This is a genomic window from Streptomyces sp. NPDC020965, from assembly GCF_044333555.1.
In the GTDB taxonomy this organism is placed as follows: domain Bacteria; phylum Actinomycetota; class Actinomycetes; order Streptomycetales; family Streptomycetaceae; genus Streptomyces.
In genome coordinates, this window is record NZ_JBIRRE010000004.1 from 543,459 (window position 1) to 563,593 (window position 20,135).

Genomic DNA, 20,135 nt, shown 5'->3' on the forward strand with positions numbered 1-20,135 from the left:
GAGTTCACTTCGCCGGACCACATCTCGTCGCCGGACGACGTCTTGCCCCTGGGCTATTTCTTGTCGCTGGGACGTACGACCATCGCCGAACCCCCGCCCCTGCGGACCTTCTCGGCCGCCGCGAGCCACCGCCCGTCGGCCAGCCGCTCGATGCCGGTCGCCGCGCCGATCTCCGGGTTCTGCCGGAAGGCATGGCCGATCTTCTCCAGTTCGGCCCGGAGCGGGCTGTTCCACAGGCCCGGTTCCAGCTCCGTGGTCGCCTGGTTGCGCTGGCTGGCGCGCGGCGCCGCGATGGCCTCCGCCAGGGACAGACCACGATCCAGCCGGCCCGTCAGGACCTGGAGGACGGTGGTGATGATGGTCGAGCCACCGGGCGAACCCACCGCCAGCACCGGACGTCCGTCGTCGAGCACGATCGTCGGTGTGATGGACGAGCGGGGCCGCTTGACGGGACCCGGCAGGTTCGGGTCGCGGACGGCGGGGTTGGCCGGCGCGAAGGAGAAGTCCGTCAGCTCGTTGTTGAGCAGGAACCCGCGCCCCGGCACGGTCATCCCGCTGCCCCCGGTGGACTCGATCGTCAGGGTGTAAGCAACGATGTTGCCCCATTTGTCGGCGGTCGTCAGATGGGTGGTGTGCTCGCCCTCGTACGTCGTCGGGGCGGCCTTCCCCTTGGTGCGGCAGGGCACGGGGTTGAGCGGGTCCCCCGGTGCCAGCGGGCTGGTGAGCACCGCGTTGTCCTTGATCAGGCAGGCCCGCGAGTCGGCGAACCGCTGCGAGAGCAGTCCCTTGACCGGAACGTCCTCGAACGCCGGGTCGCCCACCCAGCGTCCCCGGTCCGCGAAGGTGATCCGGCTGGCCTCGATGAAGCGGTGCAGATAGCGCTTCTGACTGGCCTTCGACAGATCGGTGCGTTCCAGGATGTTCAGCGCCTCGCCCACGCCGGTGCCGCCCGACGAGGCGGGGGCCATGCCGTAGATGTCCAGGCCCCGGTAGCCGATCTTCGTCGGGGCCCGCCGTACCGTCTCGTACGACCGCAGGTCCCGGGTGGACAGGTCACCGGCCCGTACCTTGCGGTCGACGTCGTCGCCCACCGGCGGTGTGCGGACGGTACGGACGATGTCCTGGGCGATCTCGCCCCGGTAGAGGGCGTCGGTCCCCTCGCGTCCGATCTGCTTGTACGTACGGGCCAGATCCGGGTTCTTGAAGACGGAACCGACGACCGGCAGCCGGCCGTCGGGCAGGAACAGCTCGGCCGAATCGGGGAAGTCCTGGAACCGCTCCCGGTTGGACTCCGTCTGGGCGCGGAAGGTGGCATCGACGGTGAAGCCCTTCCTCGCGAGCCGTTCGGCCGGCGCGAGGAGTTCACCGAGGGGTCTGGTGCCCCAACTGTCGAGCGCCGCCTCCCAGGTCGCGGGGGTGCCGGGGGTGCCGACACCGAGGCCGCTGGTCTGGGCCTCGCTGAACGGGATCGGCTTGCCCTTCTCCAGGAAGAGCCCGGGGCCGGCGGTCCGGGGTGCGGTCTCCCGGCCGTCGATGGTGCGCACCGTACGGGATTTGGCGTCGTAGTGGACGAAGAATCCGCCACCGCCGATGCCCGCCGAGTAGGGCTCGGTCACGCCCAGGGCGGCGGCGGTCGCGACGGCTGCGTCCACGGCGTTGCCGCCGTCGCGCAGCACCTCGATACCGGCCGCCGATGCGTCGGCGTCGACGCTGGCGACCGCGCCACCGTGTCCGACCGCGACCGGCACCTTCCCCGGCACCTTGGCCGGTGCGGCGGGCAGTGGGACATGGGCGGGCGACGGGGCCGCCGCGCCGACCGCGACCATGGCCGCGGCGACGGCCAGCACCGACGCCTTCCGCGCGGTTGAACTACGCATCCGTACCTCCAGTCAACATACGTCCGCGCACTGTAACTTCAGCGCGTCCCCGCCGTCAGGGCCACCTCGGACATCCTGCCGACGACACCGCTACGATGCGCGCCCATGAACGACGACATACGCAACCTCGTCCTCGGCGTGGCGGCGGCGGGCATCAGCGCCGCGCTCGGCTGGGTGGCCCGCACCTACCTCTGGCGGCGTGCGCTGCGCCGCAAACGGGCGTTCTTCGGTCTGCCGCCCGGGTCGGAATCGCTGCTGGTCGTCAACCGTGAGGCGGGTCGGGACGGCTCGGTGCACCGCTTCGACGTCTTCGCCCTGCTGGAGCTCTCGGCCTTGATCCAGGACTGCGGGGCACACGCTCAGATCGTCTGGCACGACACGGCTCAACAGGGCATCGGGGACCGGGCGGAGTTCTGCGTCGGAGGGCCGTTCTCCAACCGCCGGATGGCCGCCCATCTGCACTCCATGCTGCCGGGCTGTCAGATCAACACGGACCCGGAGCGCGGCCCCGACCAGGGCTCCTTCCGGATCGGCGCGGAACGGTACCGGCTGGAGCCAGGGGTGGCCGAATATGCCTTGCTGGCCCGGCTCACGACCGGACGGGACTCCCGTCCGGTCTTCCTCTTCTGCGGCCAGCGCGCCATCACCAACCAGGCGGCCACCCGCTATCTCGCCCGCAACCACCGGCAACTGGCCCGTAAGCACGGCTCCAACTCGTTCTGCCTGCTGCTGAAGGTCGTCAATTCGCGGGCGTACGGTCCCGATGTGGTCGAGGTGGTCGCCGATGTGACCGACGCGGCACGCTCGCCACGGCCCGCGGCGACCGTCTCCCACCGGGCGAATGGCTAGCCCGCTGGACACTCCGCCAGGTCACCGGCCGGCACCGGCACCGGCACCGGCACCGGCACCAAGGAGAGCGGCACCCTCGTCGCCCATCTCTGCGACGGGGGCCCCGCTCGGCCTCGGCAAGCCGGTCAGCGACGCGCCGTACACCTTCCACGACAGGACGCCGGGCCGGCCGTCCGTCGTCGACCTGGAGCTGAACTCCACCGGCGTCGACGTCCCCCCGCCGGGGGGGCCGCCGCCTCGCCGTGGTGGTCGACACCGTCGACCCGCTCTCCATCGGGCACAACCCGTTCGGCGGGGAGCTGACCTTCTCCTCGACAGCGACCGACTCGTCCTACCCTGTCGGTCCCGCTGCGCCAGAAGTGATCACCGGCTGCCCCGCCGCTGGAGTCGGGTCGTGCCCCATGAACTGCTGCCCCGCGCCCTACCCCCTCCGGGGGACGGTGGGGGCGCCTGGCAGCAGCGTCCCTGGTTCGGCCGGGGCGATGTCCGCGGCCTCGGTCTTCGGATTGCGGCGCTGTCTTCTGGCGATCCAGTTGGCGAACCAGGAGAGCAACATGCACATCCCGATGTAGATCGGCGAGATCACCATCACCACGGGGATGAACGGCAAATCGTAGTCGAGGTTCGACGCGATGAGCTTGCCGGCGTGGAGGAATTCCTCGTAGGTGATGAGATAGCCGAGTGAGGTGTCCTTCAGGGCGACCACCAGTTGGCTGATGATCGTGGGCAGCATGGCGCGGACCGCCTGCGGCACCAGGACATGGGTCATGACCTGCGTCTTGCCCATGCCGAGGGCGTAGGCGGCCTCCCGCTGCCCGGGGTCCACGGAGTTGACCCCGGCGCGGAAGACCTCAGCGAGCACCGAGCCGTTGTAGAGGGTGAGCCCGGCCACCAGGGCGGGCAGTGGTTGGACCTTCAGCGCCACGAAGATGAAGAAGATCATCACCAGTACGGGCATCGCCCGGAAGAACTCCACCAGCAGCGTCGACACCCAACGCACCGGCCGGTGTTCGGAGAGCCGGCCGCAGGCGAGGATTCCGCCGAGCACCAGGGAGAGCACCGCGGCGTAGGCGAACGCCTTGAGGGTGTTGCCCAGGCCGCGCAGCAGCAGCTCCTGGATGCCCTGGTACTCGAAGGGCGTCCATTTGGCGGCGGTGAACTGCCCGGTGTCGAAGAGCAGATAGAGGATCCAGCCGAGTACCGCCACGATGGCCAGGGTGGTGATGATCCCGTACAGCCGGTGCCGCTGGCGGGTGCGGGGGCCCGGGATGTCGTAGAGGGCTGTGGAATCGGTCATCGGGCGACTCCATAGTGCTTCTCCAGTACGTGGAACAGCGCACTGATGGTCAGGGTGATGATCAGATAGCCGACGGCGATCCAGACGAAGGTCCAGATGATGTTGTAACCCAGCTCGCTCAGGGTCTTGTACGTCCCCAGCAGCTCGGTGACGCTGAACGCGCCGGCGATGGCGGAGTTCTTGGCCAGCGCGATGATCGTGGAGCCGACCGGGGGGATCACGGTACGGAACGCCTGGGGCAGCACCACCGTGCTCAGCGTCTGGCCGAACGTCATCCCGAGGCTGCGGGCCGCCTCGCCCTGTCCCCGGGGCACGGTGTTGATGCCGGAGCGCAGCGCCTCGCAGATGAAGGCGGAGGTGTAGCAGCCGAGCGCGAGCACGGCGAAGACCTTGAAGGGCAGCACCAGTCCGAACCGGGGCAGTCCCAGCAGGACGGCGAAGAACAGCAGGGTGAGCGGGGTGTTGCGGAGCACGGTCACCCAGACCGTGCCGATCGCCCGGAGGGAGCCGATGGGCGCGACCCGGAAGGAGGCCATCAGGAAGCCGAGCACCAGCGCGAGCAGCGAGGAGTAGACCGTCAGTTCGACGGTGCCGAGGAAGCCCTCGCCGTAGAGGGAGAAGTTGTCGGTCAGTACGTCCATGTCCGCCTCGTCACTCCTCAGCTCGCCGGGTAGCGGTCGATCGGGGGCGGCTGCGGCGCCGGGACGCCGGAGAGGCCGAGGGTCGCGTCGTACGCCTTCTTCCAGTCGCCGTTCTTCTCATTGGCCTCCAGTGCGTCGTCGATGGCGAAGCGCAGGGCGTTGTCGGAGCGCGGCACCCCGATGCCGTACGGCTCCTCGGAGAAGGGTTTGCCGACCACCTTCAGCTCGTCGGGGGCCTTCGCCGCGTAGCCGGTGAGGATGGCGTTGTCGGTGGTGACGGCGTCGACCTGATAGGTGAGGAGGTTGTCGACACAGATCGAGTAGGTGTCGTACCCGACGAGATCGGCCTTCGGGTAGTCCTGCTGGATGCGCTGGTACGGGGTCGAGCCGGAGGCGGAGCAGACGCGTTTGCCCGCGAGGTCCTGGGGCCCCTTGATGTCATCGTCGTCGGCCCGCACCAGCAGGGCCTGGCCGGCGAGGAAGTAGGGGCCGGCGAAGCCGACGAGCTTCTTGCGGTTGTCGTTGATGGTGTAGGTGCCGACGTAGTAGTCGATCTGGCCGTTCTGCAGGGCGGTTTCGCGGTTCGCCGACGCGATCGTCTTGAAGACGATGCCGTCGGGGTCGAGGCCGAGCGAGGCGGAGACCATCCGGGCGATCTCGATGTCGAAGCCCGAGTAGAGGCCGGTGGCGGGGTCCTTCTCGCCGAGATAGGGCTGGTCCTCCTTGGCGCCGACGACGAAGTGGCCGCGTTTCGCCGCCTTGCGCCAGGTCGGCGAATCGTTCAGCCGGAAGCCGGTGGCGACCTGGTAGTGCGGGAGTTCCTCGGGCTGGGGGCCCTTGACGGGCGGGCTGCCCTCCTTGCCGCAGGCCGCCAGGGCGACGGCGGCGAGGGCGAGCGCCAGCGCGGTACCGGCGCGCCGGGTCCGGGGCGCCGACGCCCCGGGTGCGGCCGGACCGGATGACCCGGGTGGTGTCGTACGTGACATCGGTGCCGCCCCCCGTCAGTGCTTGAGGATCTTGGAGAGGAAGTCCTTGGCGCGGTCGCTCTCCGGGTGGGTGAAGAAGTCCTCGGGGGCGCGGTCCTCGATACAGCGGCCGTCGGCCATGAAGACGACCCGGTTCGCGGCGGAGCGGGCGAACCCCATCTCGTGGGTGACGACGACCATGGTCATCCCGTCCCGGGCGAGCTGCTGCATCACCTCCAGGACCTCGTTGATCATCTCGGGGTCGAGGGCCGATGTCGGCTCGTCGAAGAGCATGACCTTGGGTTCCATGGCGAGTGCGCGGGCGATGGCCACCCGCTGCTGCTGGCCTCCGGAGAGCTGGGCGGGGTATTTGTCGGCCTGTGAGGCGAGGCCCACCCGGTCGAGCAGCTCGCGGGAGCGCCGCGCCGCGTCGTCCTTCTTGCGGCCGCGGACCTTGACCGGCGCCAGCGAGACGTTGGCCAGCACGGTCTTATGGGCGAAGAGGTTGAAGGACTGGAAGACCATGCCGACATCGGCGCGGAGCCGGGCCAGGCCCTTGCCCTCCTCGGGCAGCGGCTCGCCATCGATGGTGATCGTGCCCGATTCGATGGTCTCCAGCCGGTTCATCGTCCGGCAGAGGGTCGATTTCCCCGAGCCGGACGGCCCGATGACCACCACCACCTCCCCGCGCCCCACGGAGAGATTGATGTCCTGGAGAACGTGCAACTGTCCGTAGAACTTGTTGACGTCCCGCAGCTCGATCAACGGATCGACGACGGCCATACGCTGCCCTACCCACTCATCGCTGTGTCGCGGTCAGCGCAAACTATCCAGTCCGATAAGGCACTTCACACACGACACGCATAAATGGGGCATAAGCCGTATTTACTAACTCCGGCGCATCCCCGGATCACGCCCCCGGCAGAGAGCGGCGCGGCACGGAGCGGCGCGGCACGGAGCGCCGCGGCACGGCACGGGCGGCGCGAAGCCGTCGGGCGGGCGGGGACGACGGAGCCCGGGGCGGGGGCAGCAGGAAGGGAGCCGGAGGGGTACGGAGGCGGCTGCGCGGCGGCGGCTCAGGCTTCGGCCGCCTCCGCGTAGACCTGGGAGAGTTCCGGCGCGCCGTTGACCGCCCACTCCAGACCGGCGTCCACCACACCGATCTCCCGACCGGAGGGAAGCCTCACCACCGGGTGACCCCCCGGCCAGATGTGCCAGACCGCGCCCGGCACCGTCCGTACGATCACCGTGCCGAGGTAGAGGCCCGCGTCATTGCCCACCCAGGGCAGCTCCTCCGGGTCGTCGCGCCAGCGCGGCGGCAACTGGTCCAGGGCCGCCAGGGACTCCGGGGTGTCGTCCAGTTCGAGCCCGAGGCGCGACGCCCGGACGCGCAACAGCTCGCACTCCGACAGCAGTTCGGCGATGCCCGCCGCGCGCTCCGGATCGGTCTCGGCTGCCGGGTCGGCCGCCTCCTGGTCGGCGTGCCGCTTGAGCCAGTTGTCCAAGAACGGGATGTTCATACCACTCAGCCTCACATCCTGGTGGGCGGACCCACCACACGGCACGCGCCGACACACATCAGATGTCCAGGTCCACGACGACCGGGGCGTGGTCCGACGCGCCCTTCCCCTTGCGCTCCTCGCGGTCGACATAACTGTCCTTGACCGCCGCGGCGAACGGGGCGTTGCCGTAGACGAGATCGATGCGCATCCCACGGTTCTTCGGGAAACCGAGCTGACGGTAGTCCCAGTAGGTGAACGGGTGATCGTACTTCAGCGGGCGCGGCACCACATCGGTCAGGCCCGTCTCCCGCAGCGCCGCCAGCGCCGCCCGCTCGGGCTCGGTGACATGGGTGCTGCCCTCGAAGAGGGAACGGTCCCACACATCGTCGTCGGTCGGTGCGATGTTGTAGTCGCCGAGCACCGCGAACGGACGGCCGCCGGCCGCGTCATCGGCGACTGCCGTCCGCAGCGCGCCGAGCCAGCCCAGCTTGTAGGCGTAGTGATCGTGGGTGATCTCCCGGCCGTTGGGCACGTAGACCGACCAGACGCGGACCGGGCCGCAGGTCGCGGCGATCGACCGGGGCTCCTGCACTCCCCCGTACTCCGGGCCGCCGGGCAGTCCCTTGACCACGTCGGCCAGGCCCACACGGGAGATCAGCGCCACGCCGTTCCACCGGCCGTCGGCGTGGATCGCGGACTCGTAACCGATCTCCCGCAGCTCGGCGGCGGGGAACTGCTCCTCGGTGCACTTGGTCTCCTGGACGCAGAGCACGTCGGTGCCGCTGGCCTCCAGCCAGGCCAGCAGCCGGGGCAGCCGGGCGGTGATCGAGTTGACGTTCCACGTCGCGATACGCATGGGGAGAAGCCTAATGCCGGGGTACGACAGTCACCGATCGGCGCTCTCGCCCGGGGCCAGCCGGAGGTGCTCCGCGCCGCCGAGATTGCCCAGATGCGTGTCGTAGATCGGCCGGGCGAGATCGGTGAGCAGGGCGTCGTGGACATCGATGGCCCGCCGCGGCGCCACCTCGCGCACATAGTCGATGACCTCGGAGATCTTGCTCCACGGCGCCTGCACCGGCAGCAGCAGGGTGTCGACCGGCGCGCCCGGCACGGTGAGGGCGTCGCCCGGGTGGAAGACCGAACCGTCCACGAGGAATCCGACGTTGGTGACGCGGGGCAGGTCCGGATGTATCACCGCGTGCAGTTCGCCGTGGACCTGGACCCCGAAACCGGCCGCCGCGAAGGTGTCACCGTGCCCCACCGTGTGAACCCGGCCCGGGAACGCCGCCGAGATCTGCTCGGCGACGCTCCGCGGGGCCCACACCTCGGCACCGGCGGCCAGGGCGGCGCGCAACCTGCCCTCGTCGTAGTGGTCCGGGTGCTCATGGGTGACGAGGACGGCGTCCGCGCCGACGGCCGCGTCCTCCTCGCTGAATCCACCGGGATCGACGACCAGGACGGCCCCGTCCTTCTCCAGCCGGACGCAGGCGTGCCGCTTCTTGGTGAGCCTCATCCCCCCATCCTGCTACGAGCGGGGCGTGGTCTCCTCCCGGACGACGGCCCGCACCACCTCGAAGGCCGCGTTCACGGCCGGAACGCCGCAGTACACGGCCGTGTGGATCAGGACCTCGCCGATCTCGTCGGGGGTGAGGCCGTTGCGCAGCGCGGCCCGGGTGTGCGTCGCCAGCTCCTCCCGGTGGCCGCCGGCGACCAGCGCGGTCAGCGTGACCACGCTGCGGGTGCGCCGGTCGAGGCCCTCCCTGGACCAGACCTCGCCCCAGGCGTAGCGGGTGACCAGCTCCTGGAAGTCGGTGGTGAATCCGTCGGCGGCGGCCGTCACCCGGTCCATGTGCGCGTCGCCGAGCACCTCGCGGCGGAGCTTCATCCCCGCCTCGTACGGATCGGGTCGCCCCGGCGCTGCGGGCTCGGGCGCCATGGGGGCGATCTCGGCGATCGGGGTCACCGGCGCGGAGATCGCGGGCACCGGCGGGGTCTGCGCGGCCTGGGGGGCCTGGAGGGCCGGTGGGGCGGGTATCGCCGACTGGGTGTCCTGCGCGACACCCGCGAAGTGGCGTACGAGCAGATCGGTGACGGCGGCCGGCTGTTCGACGGGGGCGAGGTGGGAGGCGCCGGGCACCAGCGCGAGCCGGGCGTCCGGGATGCCGGCGACGAGGGTACGGGCCTCGGCCGGTCCGGTGACCTGGTCGTCGGAGCCCACGAGCACCAGTGTGGGCACGCCGACGCTGCCGAGGTCCGCCCGGACGTCGAAGGCCGCGAGCGCCTCGCAGGCGGCGATGTAGCAGCCCGGGTCGGTGGTGCGCACCATCTGGACCGCCCATTCGACGATGGCGGGCTGGGTGGCGGCGAAGCCCTGGGTGAACCAGTGCTCCGGGGCGCTGCGGGCCACCGGTTCGAGGCCGTTCGTCCGGACGATCACGCCGCGCTGCCGGAACTCGTCGGCGGTCCCGAACCGGGGCGAGGCGGCGACCAGCGCCAGCGAGGCCAGCCGGTGCGGATGGCGCAGGGCCAGCTCGACACCGACCGCGCCGGCTATCGAGCAGCCCGCGTAGCCGAAGCGCTGGATGCCCAGCTCGTCCAGGGTGGCCAGCAACCGGTCGGCGAGTTCACCGACCGAGGCGGCGGGGTGGGCCGGGGCGCCGCCGTGGCCCGGCAGGTCGTAGCGGACTATCCGCCACTCGGGGGACAGATCGGCGATCTGCCGGTCCCACATGTGCCAGGTCGTGCCGAGGGAGGGTCCGAGGACGAGTACGGGTGCGTCGTCCGGGCCGTCCACACGGTACTGAAGAGTCTGCGGATCCCGCGCGGCCAGCGGGGTCTCGGGGGGCGTCTGCGTGGGGGGCGTCTGCGTCTCACTCACCCGCTCCACGGTACTGACGACGGGGTGCGCGTGGGCGGGCCCCCCTCGACTTGGTCCGACTTGGTCCCGTCAGGGGTTGACGACCGACACCACATACACCACAGGGCGGTCCGTATCGGTCAGATCGACGGTGATGTCCTGGGTCGGCCGGGGGTGCTTCTGGGAATGGGTGGTCCCGGCCCAGTCGCGCGGCTCGGTGAAGTCCCAGCCGACGGTGCGGGCCTCGCGCGCCCCGATCGTCACCGCGTCGTCCCGCAGGGCGTTCCGGCTGGTGCCGACGCCCTTCAGGAAGCGGTCGAGGCCCTTGGGGGTGGTCCGGAACTGCACGTACAGCCTGCTGGTCTTCCAGTTGCTGGTCTCGAAGTAGGCGACGTCCTTGGACTTGGCCGGAATCGGTACCTCGAAGACCCGGCGCTTCATCTGGGACGGCCAGCTATCGCGCAGCCCGCTGGCGGACGCCTCGGCCGCCTTGTGGCGACCGCTCTCCCGGCTCTGCTCGGCGGAGATCACGAGATAGCCGGCCGGGATGCCGACGAGCAGCACGATGGTGATCGCCGTCAGCCAGCGACGGAAGATCATGTGGCGCCGGCCCTCGGGGGGACGGAAACTCTCGTCCGGGGACGCGGACTGGCGGGGCACGGTCATTGACTGCAGTTCCTGGGAGGGGCTGGGGTTCCTGGGGGGTGTGGTCGGAACTGAAGTCTACGGTTCCGGGGCGGACGCGGGCGGGACGGCCGGGAGGGGGCCCCGCCCCGGGGGTCCCGTACGGGCCGGGTGCGCTGCCGGTGGGGCGACGGCTCCCCCCGGCGGCCAAGGTCCAGGGCGGGGCTACCTCCCGGGCGGGGCCACGGCTCCCGGGCGGGGGCTACGGCTCCTGGGCGGGGCGGGGCGAGGTGGTGTTGCGCAGGGCCTGCGCGTAGCGCTCGTACCGCTCGTGGCGCTCCACCCGGCGCCGATTGGTCCGGCGGAAGCGGCGGGCCACCAGTCGCGCCAGATCAGCGGCGCCGACCATACCGGCCTCCGGCCCCAGCTCGGCCTTGACGATCCTGGCCTCCGGGCGGTAGCCCCGGCCGGTGAGATGGCGGCGGAAGGCGTCCCGGGCCGGGCCGATCAGGAGATCGTCGGCGGCGCTGACGCCACCGCCGATCACGAAGCACGAGGGGTCGAGCGCGGCGGCGAGATTGGCGATACCGACGCCGAGCCACTGCCCGATGTCCTGGAACAGCTCGACGCACATCGCGTCGCCCTCACGGGCCAGCTCGGTGATCAGCGGTCCGGTGATGTCGCCGACGCTGCCGCCGACCCGGTCGATCAGGCCGTGCGCGACCGGGGACTCGGCGGCGGCCAGCTCCCGCGCCTCCCGGACGAGGGCATTGCCCGAGCTGTACTGCTCCCAGCAGCCGCGGTTGCCGCAGGGGCAGCGGTGGCCACCGGGCACGACCTGCATATGGCCGAACTCACCGGCCACCCCGTACTTGCCCCGCTTGACGCGGCCGTCCTCCAGGATCGCGCCGCCGATACCGGTGCCGAGGGTGATCATCACCAGATGGTCCTCACCCCGGCCGGCGCCGAAGCGCCACTCCGCCCAGGCGGCGGTGTTGGCGTCGTTGTCCACCAGCACCGGGACGGCGAGGCGGGCCGAGAGTGCGTCCCGGAGGGGTTCATTGCGCCAGGCGAGATGGGGCGCGAAGAGGACCGTGGAGCGGTCGGCGTCCACCCAGCCCGCCGCGCCGATGCCGACGGCGTGCACATCGTGCCGGTCGGAGAGGTCGAGCACCAGCTCACAGATGGTGTCCTCGACGACCTTGGGGCTCTTGGACTTGTCGGGGGTCTCGGCCCGGATCTTCTCCAGGATGACCCCGTCGGCGTCCACGACACCGGCCATGACCTTCGTACCGCCGATGTCGATACCGACGGTGGGGACACGGGGGGCGGTGAGGTGCGAACGGCGCTCACGGGTGCCGACGGTACGCAGGACGGTGGCGCGGGCGGAGCCGCGGTGCGCGAAGTCGCGGTAGGTGCTCATGTCCCTGCGGGGTCTCGGGGGCGGGGGGGCCTGGGCGCTGGCCGCGTCCGGGGGCCCTTGATTCTGCCATCCATGCCGGGGGGCCGCGCCCGCGCGTGCGCCCCGGGCCCCGGCTCACCCCACACCGACCCGCCCACGGCGCACGCCTCCCGGCCTGACCGTGCCCCACGCCTCAATCTCCGCCGACCCCTCCGGTGGCCTGAATTCTCCAGCCCGTCCGAGGATCGAGGACACGCTCGGACACCGCAGGCACCGAGCGACCTGAGATCCCAGCCCGCCCCACGCCTGAGGACAACCCCAGAGACCGAGCGGGCCGAGAACTCCAGCCCGTCCGGCACTTGAGGACGAGCTCAGACACCGAGCAGGCCGAGAACTCCAGCCCGTCCGGCGCTTGAGGACAACCCCAAACACCGAGCAGGCCGAGAACTCCAGCCCGTCCGGCGCTTGAGGACGAGCTCAGACACCGGGCGCCCCACACACCAGACGCACCCCCACCCGCAGGGCTACTCCGCGCCCCCGAGGCCCTTCGGAGCCGGCGCGCGGTCGAGTTCATGCCGGAGGTCGTCCAGCTCGCTGCCACCCGCCATCTGACGCGTCAGCTCGTCCAGCGACACGGAGTCCTTGGTGTGGCTCGCCGACATCGTCCCCCGCTTCAGGAGGACGAAGCGATCCCCCACGAGGTACGCGTGGTGCGGGTTGTGCGTGATCAGCACCACGCCGAGCCCCGCGTCCCGCGCCGCCGCCACGTACTTCAGCACGACGCCCGACTGCTTGACGCCGAGCGCCGCCGTCGGCTCGTCCAGCACCAGGACCTTCGCCCCGAAGTAGACGGCCCGCGCGATCGCCACGCACTGGCGTTCACCGCCCGACAGGGTGCCGATCGGCTGGTCGACGTCGCGCAGGTCGATCCCCATCCGCAGCAGCTCGGACCGGGTCGTCTCGCGCATCCGCCGGACATCGAGACGGCGCAGCGGACCCTTGCCCTTCGTCGGCTCGGAGCCGAGGAAGAAGTTCCGCCAGACCGGCATCAGCGGGACGACCGCCAGGTCCTGGTAGACCGTGGCGATGCCCCGGTCCAGCGCCGCCCTGGGGTTCGCCAGCCGGGTCTCCTCCCCCTCGATCGAGAAGGTGCCGGCGTCGTGCTGGTGCAGCCCTGAGATGATCTTGATGAGGGTGGATTTGCCGGCGCCGTTGTCGCCGAGCACACAGGTGATCTCCCCGGCGTGGACGACCAGCGAGACGGCCTCCAGCGCACGGATGTTCCCGTAGTACTTACTGACCTCGTCCAGCTCGACCAGAGCAGTCGCTTCTTCCGTCATCGTGTCGCCTCCGCGCGCTTGCGGACCCATGCGTTGAGCAGGGTGGCCAGAAGGAGCATGGCTCCGAGGAAGAACTTGAACCAGTCGGGGTTCCACTCCGCGTAGACGATGCCCTTGCTGGTCATGCCGAAGATGAACGCGCCGACCGCCGAACCGATGGCCGAACCGTAGCCGCCGGTGATCAGACAGCCGCCGATGACGGCCGCGATGATGTAGATCAGCTCATTGCCGACGCCCTCGCCGGACTGCACCACGTCGAACGAGAAGAGCAGATGCTGTCCGGCGATCCAGGCGGCGAACCCGACGCCCAGATAAAGGCCGATCTTCGTCTTGACGACCGGGACGCCGATCGCCCTGGCGGCGTCCATGCCCCCGCCGACGGCGAAGATCCAGTTACCGAACCGGGTCCGCAGCAGGATCCAGGTGGCCAGCGCGATGAGGACGAACCACCACAGGATCGTCACCTTGAGCGTGACATCGCCGATCGTCAGCTCGGAGGCGAAGACCTTCCGCGCCGACTCGAACCCCGCCATGTCACTGATGGACTTGGTGGAGACCGTGCCGCTGATCAGTTTGGTGAAACCGAGATTGAGTCCGGTCAGCATCAGGAACGTGCCGAGCGTGATGATGAAGCTCGGCAGTTTCGTCCGGGTGAGCAGCAGTCCGTTGAAGGCGCCGACCGCCAGCGTGGCCAGCAGGGACACCAGCACGCCGACCCAGACATTGGCCGTGAGCTGGTAGCTGACCATCGAGGAGACCAGCGCGGAGCTGGTGACCAGCACACCGGCCGAGAGGTCGAACTCGCCGCCGATCATCAGCAGCGCGACCGGGACGGCCATGATCCCGATCGTGGACGCCGCGTACAGCACCGTGGAGAAGCTCGTCGCCTGGAGGAACGAATCGGCGACGATCGAGAAGAAGATGAAGACGGCGACGGCGCCGACGACCGAGCCCAGCTCGGGCCGGCCCAGCAGCCGCTTCAGCGGCGAGGTGCGCAGCAGCCGCTCGTCGGACGCGCCGGGCTGCCGGGAGCCGGCCGGTGGGGCACTGACGCTCATCGGGTACCCCGCTCGGTGTAGTCCTCCAGCGCGGCGGCCATGTCCCGGGTGATGATCTGCGGTCCGGTGAGTACGGGCTGCCCGCCGCCAAGGACATCGGCGTTGTAGCGGTACAGCCAGAGCAGGTCGACGGCCTCGTACCCCTGGAGGTAGGGCTGCTGGTCGACGGCGAAGCCGAGCGTCCCCGTCTTGAGCGCGCCCGCGACCTCGGCATTGAGGTCGAAGGTGTCGATCTCTGCCTTGCTCCCGGCGCTCTTCTTCGCCTTGACGGCGGTGGCCGCGAAGGGCGCGCCGAGGGTGACCACGGAGTCGATGGAGCGGTCGGCCTGGAGCTTCGCCTCGATGGACGCCTGCACATCGGGCATGTTCGTGCCGTCCACGTACAGATTCTGCATCGTGCCGTCGAAGGTCTTCTTCGCACCGGCGCAGCGCTGCTCGTGGCCGACGTTGCCCTGCTCGTGCAGGACGCACAGGGCCTTCTTCTTGCCACGCTTGTCCAGCTCGTCGCCGACGGCCTCACCGGCGACGGTCTCGTCCTGGCCGATGTGGGTGAGCGCGCCGTACGCCTTGGACTGCGCGGAGCCCGAGTTCACGGTGATCACCGGGATGCCGGCCGCGACGGCCTTCTTGACCACGGCCTTCATCGCATCCGGCTTGGCGAGCGTGACGATCAGGCCGTCGACCTTCTTGTCGATGGCGGCCTGGACGAGCTGCGCCTGCTGCTGGCCCTCGTCGCTCTTGGAGTAGAGGAAGTTGATGTTGTCCTTGGCGGCGGCCTGCTCGGCGCCGTTCTGGACGATGTCCCAGAAGGTGTCGCCGTCGCCGGAGTGGGTGACCATCGCGAAGGTCCAGCGGGGCGTGTTCACCGCGGCCTTCCCGGCGGCGGCCTCGGCCTTGCGGGCGTCCTCGGCCCGCTTGCCGCCGGTGCTGCTGCATCCCGCCACGGAGACCCCGAGCACCACCGCAAGCAACGCGCCCAGCGCGCGTACCCCTGTCCTTGTCCTTGCCACGACGTGGTGCCCTTCTTGCCGTACTACTTCTCGGTGCGACCGGGGGGCGAATCGACCTGCCCCGGCCGCCCAAGTATGAGTCACGGCAGGTCGGCGGGTCGGCATCGGGTACTCCGGGCAGGTCCGGGGCGCCGTCGCCGGGTGGTCCCGGGTGTCCGGGACCGGGTGCTCCGGTGCGCCCGTCCGACGGTACGGGGTGTCCGACGCCGGGAGGTCGCGCGCGGTCATCGGCGGGTGCCGGCAGTGGTGGACCCGGTGTCGGCGGTGCCGTCCGCCGCGGCCTTCTTGACGGTGTCGCCGGGCGCCCCGGGCCCGGTCGGCGGGACGGCGGTCCCGCCGACCTTGTGGACGACGGCCAGGGCACACGCGGCGAGCAGCGCCGCTGCCGTGCGGTGGGTACGCATGGTGGTTCCGCCTTCTCTCCCGGCCGCCCGGTTGCGGCTGGGAGAGTGTTTACGACGGCCACGGGACCCCGTCAAGACTTTGTCCGAACATTCTTACCCCGGCGGACGCCTGTGCGGGGCGGCCCGATGCGGCCGGCGCGGCGAGTGCGGTCAGGGGCGGACGAGGAGCTGGAACTCGAAGGCGTACCGCGAGGCCCGGTAGAGGTGCGAGCCGTACTCGACGGCGCGTCCCGTGTCATCGAAGGTGGTGCGCGCCATGGTCAGCACCGGCCCGCCCACTGGTTCCCCGAGCAGATCGGCCTCGGTGGCGTCGGCGGCGCGCGCCCCGACCGACTGCCGGGCGCTGTGCAGGGTGATCCCCGCCGCCCGCATCATCCGGTAGAGGCCGGTGGCCTCCAGTCGCGTGGTGTCGCAGTCGAACAGCCCGGTCGGTAGATGGTTGGTCAGCAGGGCCATCGGCTCGCCGTGGGCGTACCGCAACCGCTGGACCAGTCGGACCTCGGTGCCCTCAGCGACCCCGAGGGCGGCGGCGACCCGCGCGTCCGCCGTTGCGACGTCATTGTGGAGGACGACCGTGGCGGGGCGCTGACCGGCCGCCTCCAGATCGTCGTAGAGGCTGCTCAGCTCCAGTGGGCGCTTGACCTGGCTGTGGACGACCTGGGTGCCGACGCCGCGGCGGCGGACCAGCAGGCCCTTGTCGACGAGGGACTGGATGGCCTGGCGCACGGTGGGACGGGACAGCCCGAGCCGCCCTGCCAGCTCTATCTCGTTGCCGAGCAGACTGCCGGGGGTGAGCGCCCCTCTCTCGATGGCCGCCTCAAGCTGCTGGGAGAGCTGGTAATAGAGCGGAACCGGACTGGTGCGGTCCACACTCAGCTGGAGAGACAGGGACGAGGCCGTCACTGGTCTGGGCTGCTTGGGCACGTGGCGAGCGTAGTCGCCGCTCATGGTGGCGGGAAGTCGTGAAGTTCGGTTGTCAGGACAAAGTCTTGACAGGGTGGCGGGGCCGGGTCATTTTTGGGCCATGCGCATCGGACTCATCGGGACGGGACGTATCGGCACCTTTCACGCGGGCGTGCTCAGCCGCCACCGTGAGGTCGGTTCCCTGGTGGTGGCGGACGTCGATCCGGCCCGCGCGGCAGCGGTCGCCGACCGTACGGGGTCCACCGCGGCGCCCAGCGTGCACGAGATCTTCAGCTGGGGCGTGGACGCCGTGGTGATCGCCTCGGCCACCGCATCGCACGCCGAGCTCATCGGCCGGGCGGCCCGCGCGGGACTCCCGGTGTTCTGTGAGAAGCCGATCGCGGTGGATCTGCCGCGGACGCTCGGCGCACTGCGCGAGGTCGATTCGGCCGGCACCCTGCTCCAGCTCGGCTTCATGCGCCGGTTCGACGCGGGGTACACGGCCGCCCGGGAGCTGGTGCGCTCGGGCCGGCTGGGCCGGCTCCACACCGTACGGGCGATCACATCGGACCCGGCGCCGCCGCCCGCCGCGTATCTACCGCTCTCCGGCGGGCTCTACCGGGACTGTCTGGTCCATGACTTCGACATCCTGCGCTGGGTGACCGGACGGGAGGTCGTGGAGGTGTACGCGACCGGCTCGGACGCGGGCGGCGCGATGTTCCGCGAGGCGGGCGACGTGGACACGGCGGCGGCGGTGCTCACCCTGGACGACGGCACGCTGGCGACGGCGACGGCGACGCGCTGCAACGGCGCGGGGTACGACGTCCGGATGGAACTGGCGGGCGAGCTGGACCAGGTCGCGGTCGGCCTGGACGACCGTACGCCGATCGGCTCGACCGAGCCGCAGGGCCCGCCGTCCGCCGATAAGCCGTGGACCGGCTTCCTGGAGCGGTTCGCCCCCGCGTACGAGGCGGAGCTGGACGTCTTCCTCCAGGTGGTGCGGGGGGAGGCGGAGAACCCCTGTGACGGCCGCGAGGCGCTGGCGGCGCTGCGGATCGCGGAGGCGTGCGAACTGTCCCGCCGGGAGCGCCGACCGGTGCGGACGGCGGAGATCGCCACCGACTGATCCGACGGCCGGGGACACCGACCGGGCCGACGACCGGGGACACGGACCGCGGCACCCGCTGCGGGCAGTGCCTCGGCGGCGCGACCCACCGGCCTCACCGGCCCTGCCCCGCGCTCCCCCGGGCCCGCCTACGATTCCCCGGCCCTGCCCCGCGCTCCTCCGGGCCGGCTACGATTCCCCGTCCAGCAGACCGGCGTCATGGGCCAACAGGGCGATCTGCACCCGGTTGTTGAGATCGAGTTTGGCCAGAATGCGGGAGACATGGGTCTTCACCGTCGGGACGCTCATATAGAGCGTCGCGGCGATCTCCGCGTTGGACCGGCCGTGGCCGAGGGCGACCGCGACCTCCCGCTCCCGCTCCGCGAGCGAGGCGATCCGGGCCACCGCCGTACGTCTGCGCGGATCGGCGGCGCGGTCGTGGACCGGATCGGCGACATGGGTCATCAACTGCCGCGTCACGGCCGGCGAGAGCACGGGATCGCCCGCCGCGACCCGACGGACGGCGGCGACGATCTCGGCGGGCGGGGTGTCCTTGAGGACGAACCCCGCCGCACCCGCGCGCAGCGCCCGCAAGACCTGTTCGTCGGCGTGGAAGGTGGTGAGGACGACGATCTCGGGCGCATCCGGTCGGCGGCGCAACTCCTCGGTGGCGGTGAGCCCGTCCACGGTCGGCATCCGGATGTCCATCAACACCACGTCCGGGCGGAACCGGTCCACCAGCGCCGGGACCTCGGAGCCGTCCGCGCCCTCCGCCACGATCTCCAGATCGTCGGCACCACCGAGCATGAAGGAGAGTCCCGCGCGTACGAGGGGATCGTCGTCGACGACGAGCAGCCGGATAGTCATACGGTCCACGGTAGCCAGGCCCGTACATGGAATCCGCCGGCGCCCGTGCGCCCGTGCTGGAGCCTGCCGCCAGCGAGGGTGGCGCGCTCGGTCAGCCCGATCAGGCCCTGGCCGGAGCTGGGCACCTTCGGGACCTCACCGACGGGGGCCGGATTGTCGATCTCGATGGTGACCCCGGCGTCCGGCCCGCCGTGGACGGCGAGGGTGACCCCGGCGCCGGGCGCGTGCTTCCGGGCGTTGGTGAGCCCCTCCTGCGCGATGCGGTAGACCGTACGGCCGAGGATCGCGGGGACATCGGCCGGATCACCGACCCGGTTGTCGAGGGTGACCCGCATACCGGCCGCCCGGGACTCGCTGACCAGCGCGTCCAGCGAGGCCAGGGTCGGCTGGGGCCGGTCGCCGTACTCGCCGTCATCCGGTGCGCGCAGCACCCCGATGATCTGCCGGAGGTCCTGGAGCGCCTCATGGGCGCTGTCCCGGATGACGCCGGCGGCCCGCGCGACCACTTCGGGGGGCGCGTCCGGCCGGAACTCCAGCGCGCCCGCGTGGACGCTGAGCAGGGTCAGCCGGTGGGCGAGCACATCGTGCATCTCGCGGGCGATGGCCTCCCGGGCGAGCCGCTGCGCCTGTTCGGCGCGGAGCTCCGCCTCGGCCTCCGCCCGGTGGGCGCGTTCGCGCAGGACCACGACGAGCTGCCGCCGCGAGCGGACGAGCATCCCCCAGCCGGTCGCCAGCAGGACGAAGACCTCTCCGATGGTGATCGAGCCCAGCACATGGAGGGTGGGGTCGGGGCGGAGGAAGGGCTGGGCGACGGCGACGGCCGCGGAGAGCAGTCCGACGAGGGCGACGGGCCGGAACGGCCGGTGCACGGCGAGGCTGAACAGGCTCACCAGGAACGCCCCGGCGGTCACCGGTGAGATGAGGGTGACGACGGCCAGGGCCGCCGCGAGCTGGACCGGCCAGCGGCGGCGCAGCCAGATCGCGCAGCAAGCGGCGGCACCGATGAGCTGGTCGGCCAGGACGACCGTCTCGGAGTTGTTGAGCTGGTCGCTGGTGTCCGCGGCGGCCAGTCCGATGAAGGCGGCGAAGACGAAGACGAGGGTGTCGACGCCCCAGTCCCGTACGGTCCTGCTGGGCCTTTTCCCTCTGTTACGGATGTTACGGAAGCTGTCACGGAAGCGGGCGGACCGACCGTCAGGGGTACGGGAGCTGGCGGGCCGGCCATCGGGGTCCTCCGCCCCCGTGCCGTCGACCGGGAGGTCCGGGTCGACGGGGTCCGCCATGGCCGAGGGGAGCAGCCAGGGATATTCCGTACGCGTCATGTTCACCAACCTAGGCCGACGTGAGCACCCGGTGGCCCCGCGACCGCCGGGAAGCTACCAAAGTCGCGGTGTCGCAGACTTTCGGTGCGGCGGCGCATCCCGAGGACCGACG

Annotated in this window: 20 protein-coding genes and 1 pseudogene; 3 read left to right on the plus strand and 18 right to left on the minus strand. The window is 70.9% G+C overall.

What is annotated here, in order from left to right; translation table 11 throughout:
- Positions 1-53 precede the first annotated feature (53 nt).
- Positions 54-1,877: a gamma-glutamyltransferase gene (gene ggt, locus ACH4S7_RS16175; protein ID WP_398521794.1), complete on the minus strand. Its 1,824-nt coding sequence runs from the start codon at positions 1,875-1,877 to the stop codon at positions 54-56.
- A 105-nt stretch (positions 1,878-1,982) separates the two neighbouring features.
- On the opposite strand from ggt, the gene ACH4S7_RS16180 reads away from it, so the two are divergent.
- Both ACH4S7_RS16180 and ACH4S7_RS16185 read left to right on the plus strand, forming a co-directional pair.
- Positions 1,983-2,726 (plus strand): hypothetical protein, encoded by a 744-nt coding sequence (locus ACH4S7_RS16180; protein WP_398521795.1) that lies wholly within the window; start codon positions 1,983-1,985, stop codon positions 2,724-2,726.
- A 45-nt stretch (positions 2,727-2,771) separates the two neighbouring features.
- Positions 2,772-3,089: pseudogene (locus ACH4S7_RS16185) on the plus strand (acyl esterase); the annotation flags it as partial.
- A 58-nt stretch (positions 3,090-3,147) separates the two neighbouring features.
- Here the strand turns inward: ACH4S7_RS16185 and ACH4S7_RS16190 are convergent.
- The 15 genes from ACH4S7_RS16190 to ACH4S7_RS16260 all read right to left on the minus strand — a co-directional run bounded on the left by ACH4S7_RS16190 (position 3,148) and on the right by ACH4S7_RS16260 (position 16,750).
- Complete coding sequence (locus ACH4S7_RS16190) at positions 3,148-4,023, minus strand: amino acid ABC transporter permease (protein WP_398521796.1); 876 nt, start codon at positions 4,021-4,023, stop codon at positions 3,148-3,150.
- On the minus strand, positions 4,020-4,664 hold the full coding sequence (locus ACH4S7_RS16195; RefSeq protein WP_398521797.1) for an amino acid ABC transporter permease: 645 nt from the start codon (positions 4,662-4,664) through the stop codon (positions 4,020-4,022). Before ACH4S7_RS16195 ends, ACH4S7_RS16190 begins: the two co-directional genes overlap by 4 nt.
- Positions 4,665-4,681: 17 nt before the next feature.
- The gene (locus tag ACH4S7_RS16200) at positions 4,682-5,650 is read right to left on the minus strand and encodes a glutamate ABC transporter substrate-binding protein (protein WP_398521798.1); all 969 of its coding nucleotides are present in this window, start codon (positions 5,648-5,650) and stop codon (positions 4,682-4,684) included.
- 15 nt (positions 5,651-5,665) lie between these two features.
- Positions 5,666-6,412 (minus strand): amino acid ABC transporter ATP-binding protein, encoded by a 747-nt coding sequence (locus ACH4S7_RS16205; protein WP_398521799.1) that lies wholly within the window; start codon positions 6,410-6,412, stop codon positions 5,666-5,668.
- Positions 6,413-6,705: 293 nt separating this feature from the next.
- A complete protein-coding gene (locus ACH4S7_RS16210; protein ID WP_398521800.1) occupies positions 6,706-7,149 on the minus strand; it encodes a DUF6278 family protein in 444 nt (147 codons plus the stop codon).
- A gap of 58 nt (positions 7,150-7,207) precedes the next feature.
- Positions 7,208-7,987, minus strand: a complete 780-nt coding sequence (locus tag ACH4S7_RS16215) for an exodeoxyribonuclease III (protein ID WP_398521801.1) — start codon at positions 7,985-7,987, stop codon at positions 7,208-7,210.
- 30 nt (positions 7,988-8,017) lie between these two features.
- Positions 8,018-8,644: an MBL fold metallo-hydrolase gene (locus tag ACH4S7_RS16220; RefSeq protein ID WP_398521802.1), complete on the minus strand. Its 627-nt coding sequence runs from the start codon at positions 8,642-8,644 to the stop codon at positions 8,018-8,020.
- Positions 8,645-8,656: 12 nt separating this feature from the next.
- Positions 8,657-10,018: an alpha/beta fold hydrolase gene (locus tag ACH4S7_RS16225; protein WP_398521803.1), complete on the minus strand. Its 1,362-nt coding sequence runs from the start codon at positions 10,016-10,018 to the stop codon at positions 8,657-8,659.
- Between the two features lie 60 nt (positions 10,019-10,078).
- A complete protein-coding gene (locus tag ACH4S7_RS16230; RefSeq protein ID WP_398521804.1) occupies positions 10,079-10,654 on the minus strand; it encodes a hypothetical protein in 576 nt (191 codons plus the stop codon).
- A gap of 220 nt (positions 10,655-10,874) precedes the next feature.
- Positions 10,875-12,035: an ROK family glucokinase gene (locus ACH4S7_RS16235; RefSeq protein WP_398521805.1), complete on the minus strand. Its 1,161-nt coding sequence runs from the start codon at positions 12,033-12,035 to the stop codon at positions 10,875-10,877.
- 503 nt (positions 12,036-12,538) lie between these two features.
- Positions 12,539-13,354, minus strand: a complete 816-nt coding sequence (locus tag ACH4S7_RS16240) for an ATP-binding cassette domain-containing protein (RefSeq protein ID WP_398521806.1) — start codon at positions 13,352-13,354, stop codon at positions 12,539-12,541.
- Positions 13,351-14,412, minus strand: a complete 1,062-nt coding sequence (locus tag ACH4S7_RS16245; RefSeq protein WP_398521807.1) for an ABC transporter permease — start codon at positions 14,410-14,412, stop codon at positions 13,351-13,353. The genes ACH4S7_RS16240 and ACH4S7_RS16245 overlap by 4 nt, the downstream gene beginning before the upstream one ends.
- Entirely contained in the window at positions 14,409-15,422 is a 1,014-nt protein-coding gene (locus ACH4S7_RS16250; RefSeq protein ID WP_398521808.1) for a substrate-binding domain-containing protein, read from the minus strand. The genes ACH4S7_RS16245 and ACH4S7_RS16250 overlap by 4 nt, the downstream gene beginning before the upstream one ends.
- Before the next feature lie 224 nt (positions 15,423-15,646).
- A complete protein-coding gene (locus ACH4S7_RS16255; RefSeq protein WP_398521809.1) occupies positions 15,647-15,826 on the minus strand; it encodes a hypothetical protein in 180 nt (59 codons plus the stop codon).
- Positions 15,827-15,976: 150 nt separating this feature from the next.
- On the minus strand, positions 15,977-16,750 hold the full coding sequence (locus tag ACH4S7_RS16260; RefSeq protein WP_398521810.1) for a GntR family transcriptional regulator: 774 nt from the start codon (positions 16,748-16,750) through the stop codon (positions 15,977-15,979).
- Between the two features lie 100 nt (positions 16,751-16,850).
- On the opposite strand from ACH4S7_RS16260, the gene ACH4S7_RS16265 reads away from it, so the two are divergent.
- Positions 16,851-17,855 carry a Gfo/Idh/MocA family oxidoreductase gene (locus ACH4S7_RS16265; protein ID WP_398521811.1) on the plus strand — a complete coding sequence of 335 codons (1,005 nt, stop codon included), beginning with the start codon at positions 16,851-16,853 and terminating at the stop codon, positions 17,853-17,855.
- Between the two features lie 168 nt (positions 17,856-18,023).
- Here ACH4S7_RS16265 and ACH4S7_RS16270 read toward each other — a convergent pair whose 3' ends face one another.
- A complete protein-coding gene (locus ACH4S7_RS16270; RefSeq protein WP_398521812.1) occupies positions 18,024-18,701 on the minus strand; it encodes a response regulator in 678 nt (225 codons plus the stop codon).
- Positions 18,698-20,023, minus strand: a complete 1,326-nt coding sequence (locus tag ACH4S7_RS16275; RefSeq protein ID WP_398521813.1) for a sensor histidine kinase — start codon at positions 20,021-20,023, stop codon at positions 18,698-18,700. Before ACH4S7_RS16275 ends, ACH4S7_RS16270 begins: the two co-directional genes overlap by 4 nt.
- Positions 20,024-20,135: the final 112 nt, after the last annotated feature.

What these genes read in the sequence shown, in the direction of transcription:
- ACH4S7_RS16270 (WP_398521812.1), bottom strand. Translation starts at nt 18,701, where the DNA reads ATGACTATCCGGCTGCTCGTCGTCGACGACGATCCCCTCGTACGCGCG.
- ACH4S7_RS16255 (WP_398521809.1), bottom strand. Translation starts at nt 15,826, where the DNA reads ATGCGTACCCACCGCACGGCAGCGGCGCTGCTCGCCGCGTGTGCCCTG.
- ACH4S7_RS16235 (WP_398521805.1), bottom strand. Translation starts at nt 12,035, where the DNA reads ATGAGCACCTACCGCGACTTCGCGCACCGCGGCTCCGCCCGCGCCACC.
- ACH4S7_RS16230 (WP_398521804.1), bottom strand. Translation starts at nt 10,654, where the DNA reads ATGACCGTGCCCCGCCAGTCCGCGTCCCCGGACGAGAGTTTCCGTCCC.
- ACH4S7_RS16190 (WP_398521796.1), bottom strand. Translation starts at nt 4,023, where the DNA reads ATGACCGATTCCACAGCCCTCTACGACATCCCGGGCCCCCGCACCCGC.
- ACH4S7_RS16215 (WP_398521801.1), bottom strand. Translation starts at nt 7,987, where the DNA reads ATGCGTATCGCGACGTGGAACGTCAACTCGATCACCGCCCGGCTGCCC.
- ACH4S7_RS16200 (WP_398521798.1), bottom strand. Translation starts at nt 5,650, where the DNA reads ATGTCACGTACGACACCACCCGGGTCATCCGGTCCGGCCGCACCCGGG.
- ACH4S7_RS16205 (WP_398521799.1), bottom strand. Translation starts at nt 6,412, where the DNA reads ATGGCCGTCGTCGATCCGTTGATCGAGCTGCGGGACGTCAACAAGTTC.
- ggt (WP_398521794.1), bottom strand. Translation starts at nt 1,877, where the DNA reads ATGCGTAGTTCAACCGCGCGGAAGGCGTCGGTGCTGGCCGTCGCCGCG.
- ACH4S7_RS16245 (WP_398521807.1), bottom strand. Translation starts at nt 14,412, where the DNA reads ATGAGCGTCAGTGCCCCACCGGCCGGCTCCCGGCAGCCCGGCGCGTCC.
- ACH4S7_RS16195 (WP_398521797.1), bottom strand. Translation starts at nt 4,664, where the DNA reads ATGGACGTACTGACCGACAACTTCTCCCTCTACGGCGAGGGCTTCCTC.
- ACH4S7_RS16240 (WP_398521806.1), bottom strand. Translation starts at nt 13,354, where the DNA reads ATGACGGAAGAAGCGACTGCTCTGGTCGAGCTGGACGAGGTCAGTAAG.
- ACH4S7_RS16220 (WP_398521802.1), bottom strand. Translation starts at nt 8,644, where the DNA reads ATGAGGCTCACCAAGAAGCGGCACGCCTGCGTCCGGCTGGAGAAGGAC.
- ACH4S7_RS16210 (WP_398521800.1), bottom strand. Translation starts at nt 7,149, where the DNA reads ATGAACATCCCGTTCTTGGACAACTGGCTCAAGCGGCACGCCGACCAG.
- ACH4S7_RS16180 (WP_398521795.1), top strand. Translation starts at nt 1,983, where the DNA reads ATGAACGACGACATACGCAACCTCGTCCTCGGCGTGGCGGCGGCGGGC.
- ACH4S7_RS16275 (WP_398521813.1), bottom strand. Translation starts at nt 20,023, where the DNA reads ATGACGCGTACGGAATATCCCTGGCTGCTCCCCTCGGCCATGGCGGAC.
- ACH4S7_RS16265 (WP_398521811.1), top strand. Translation starts at nt 16,851, where the DNA reads ATGCGCATCGGACTCATCGGGACGGGACGTATCGGCACCTTTCACGCG.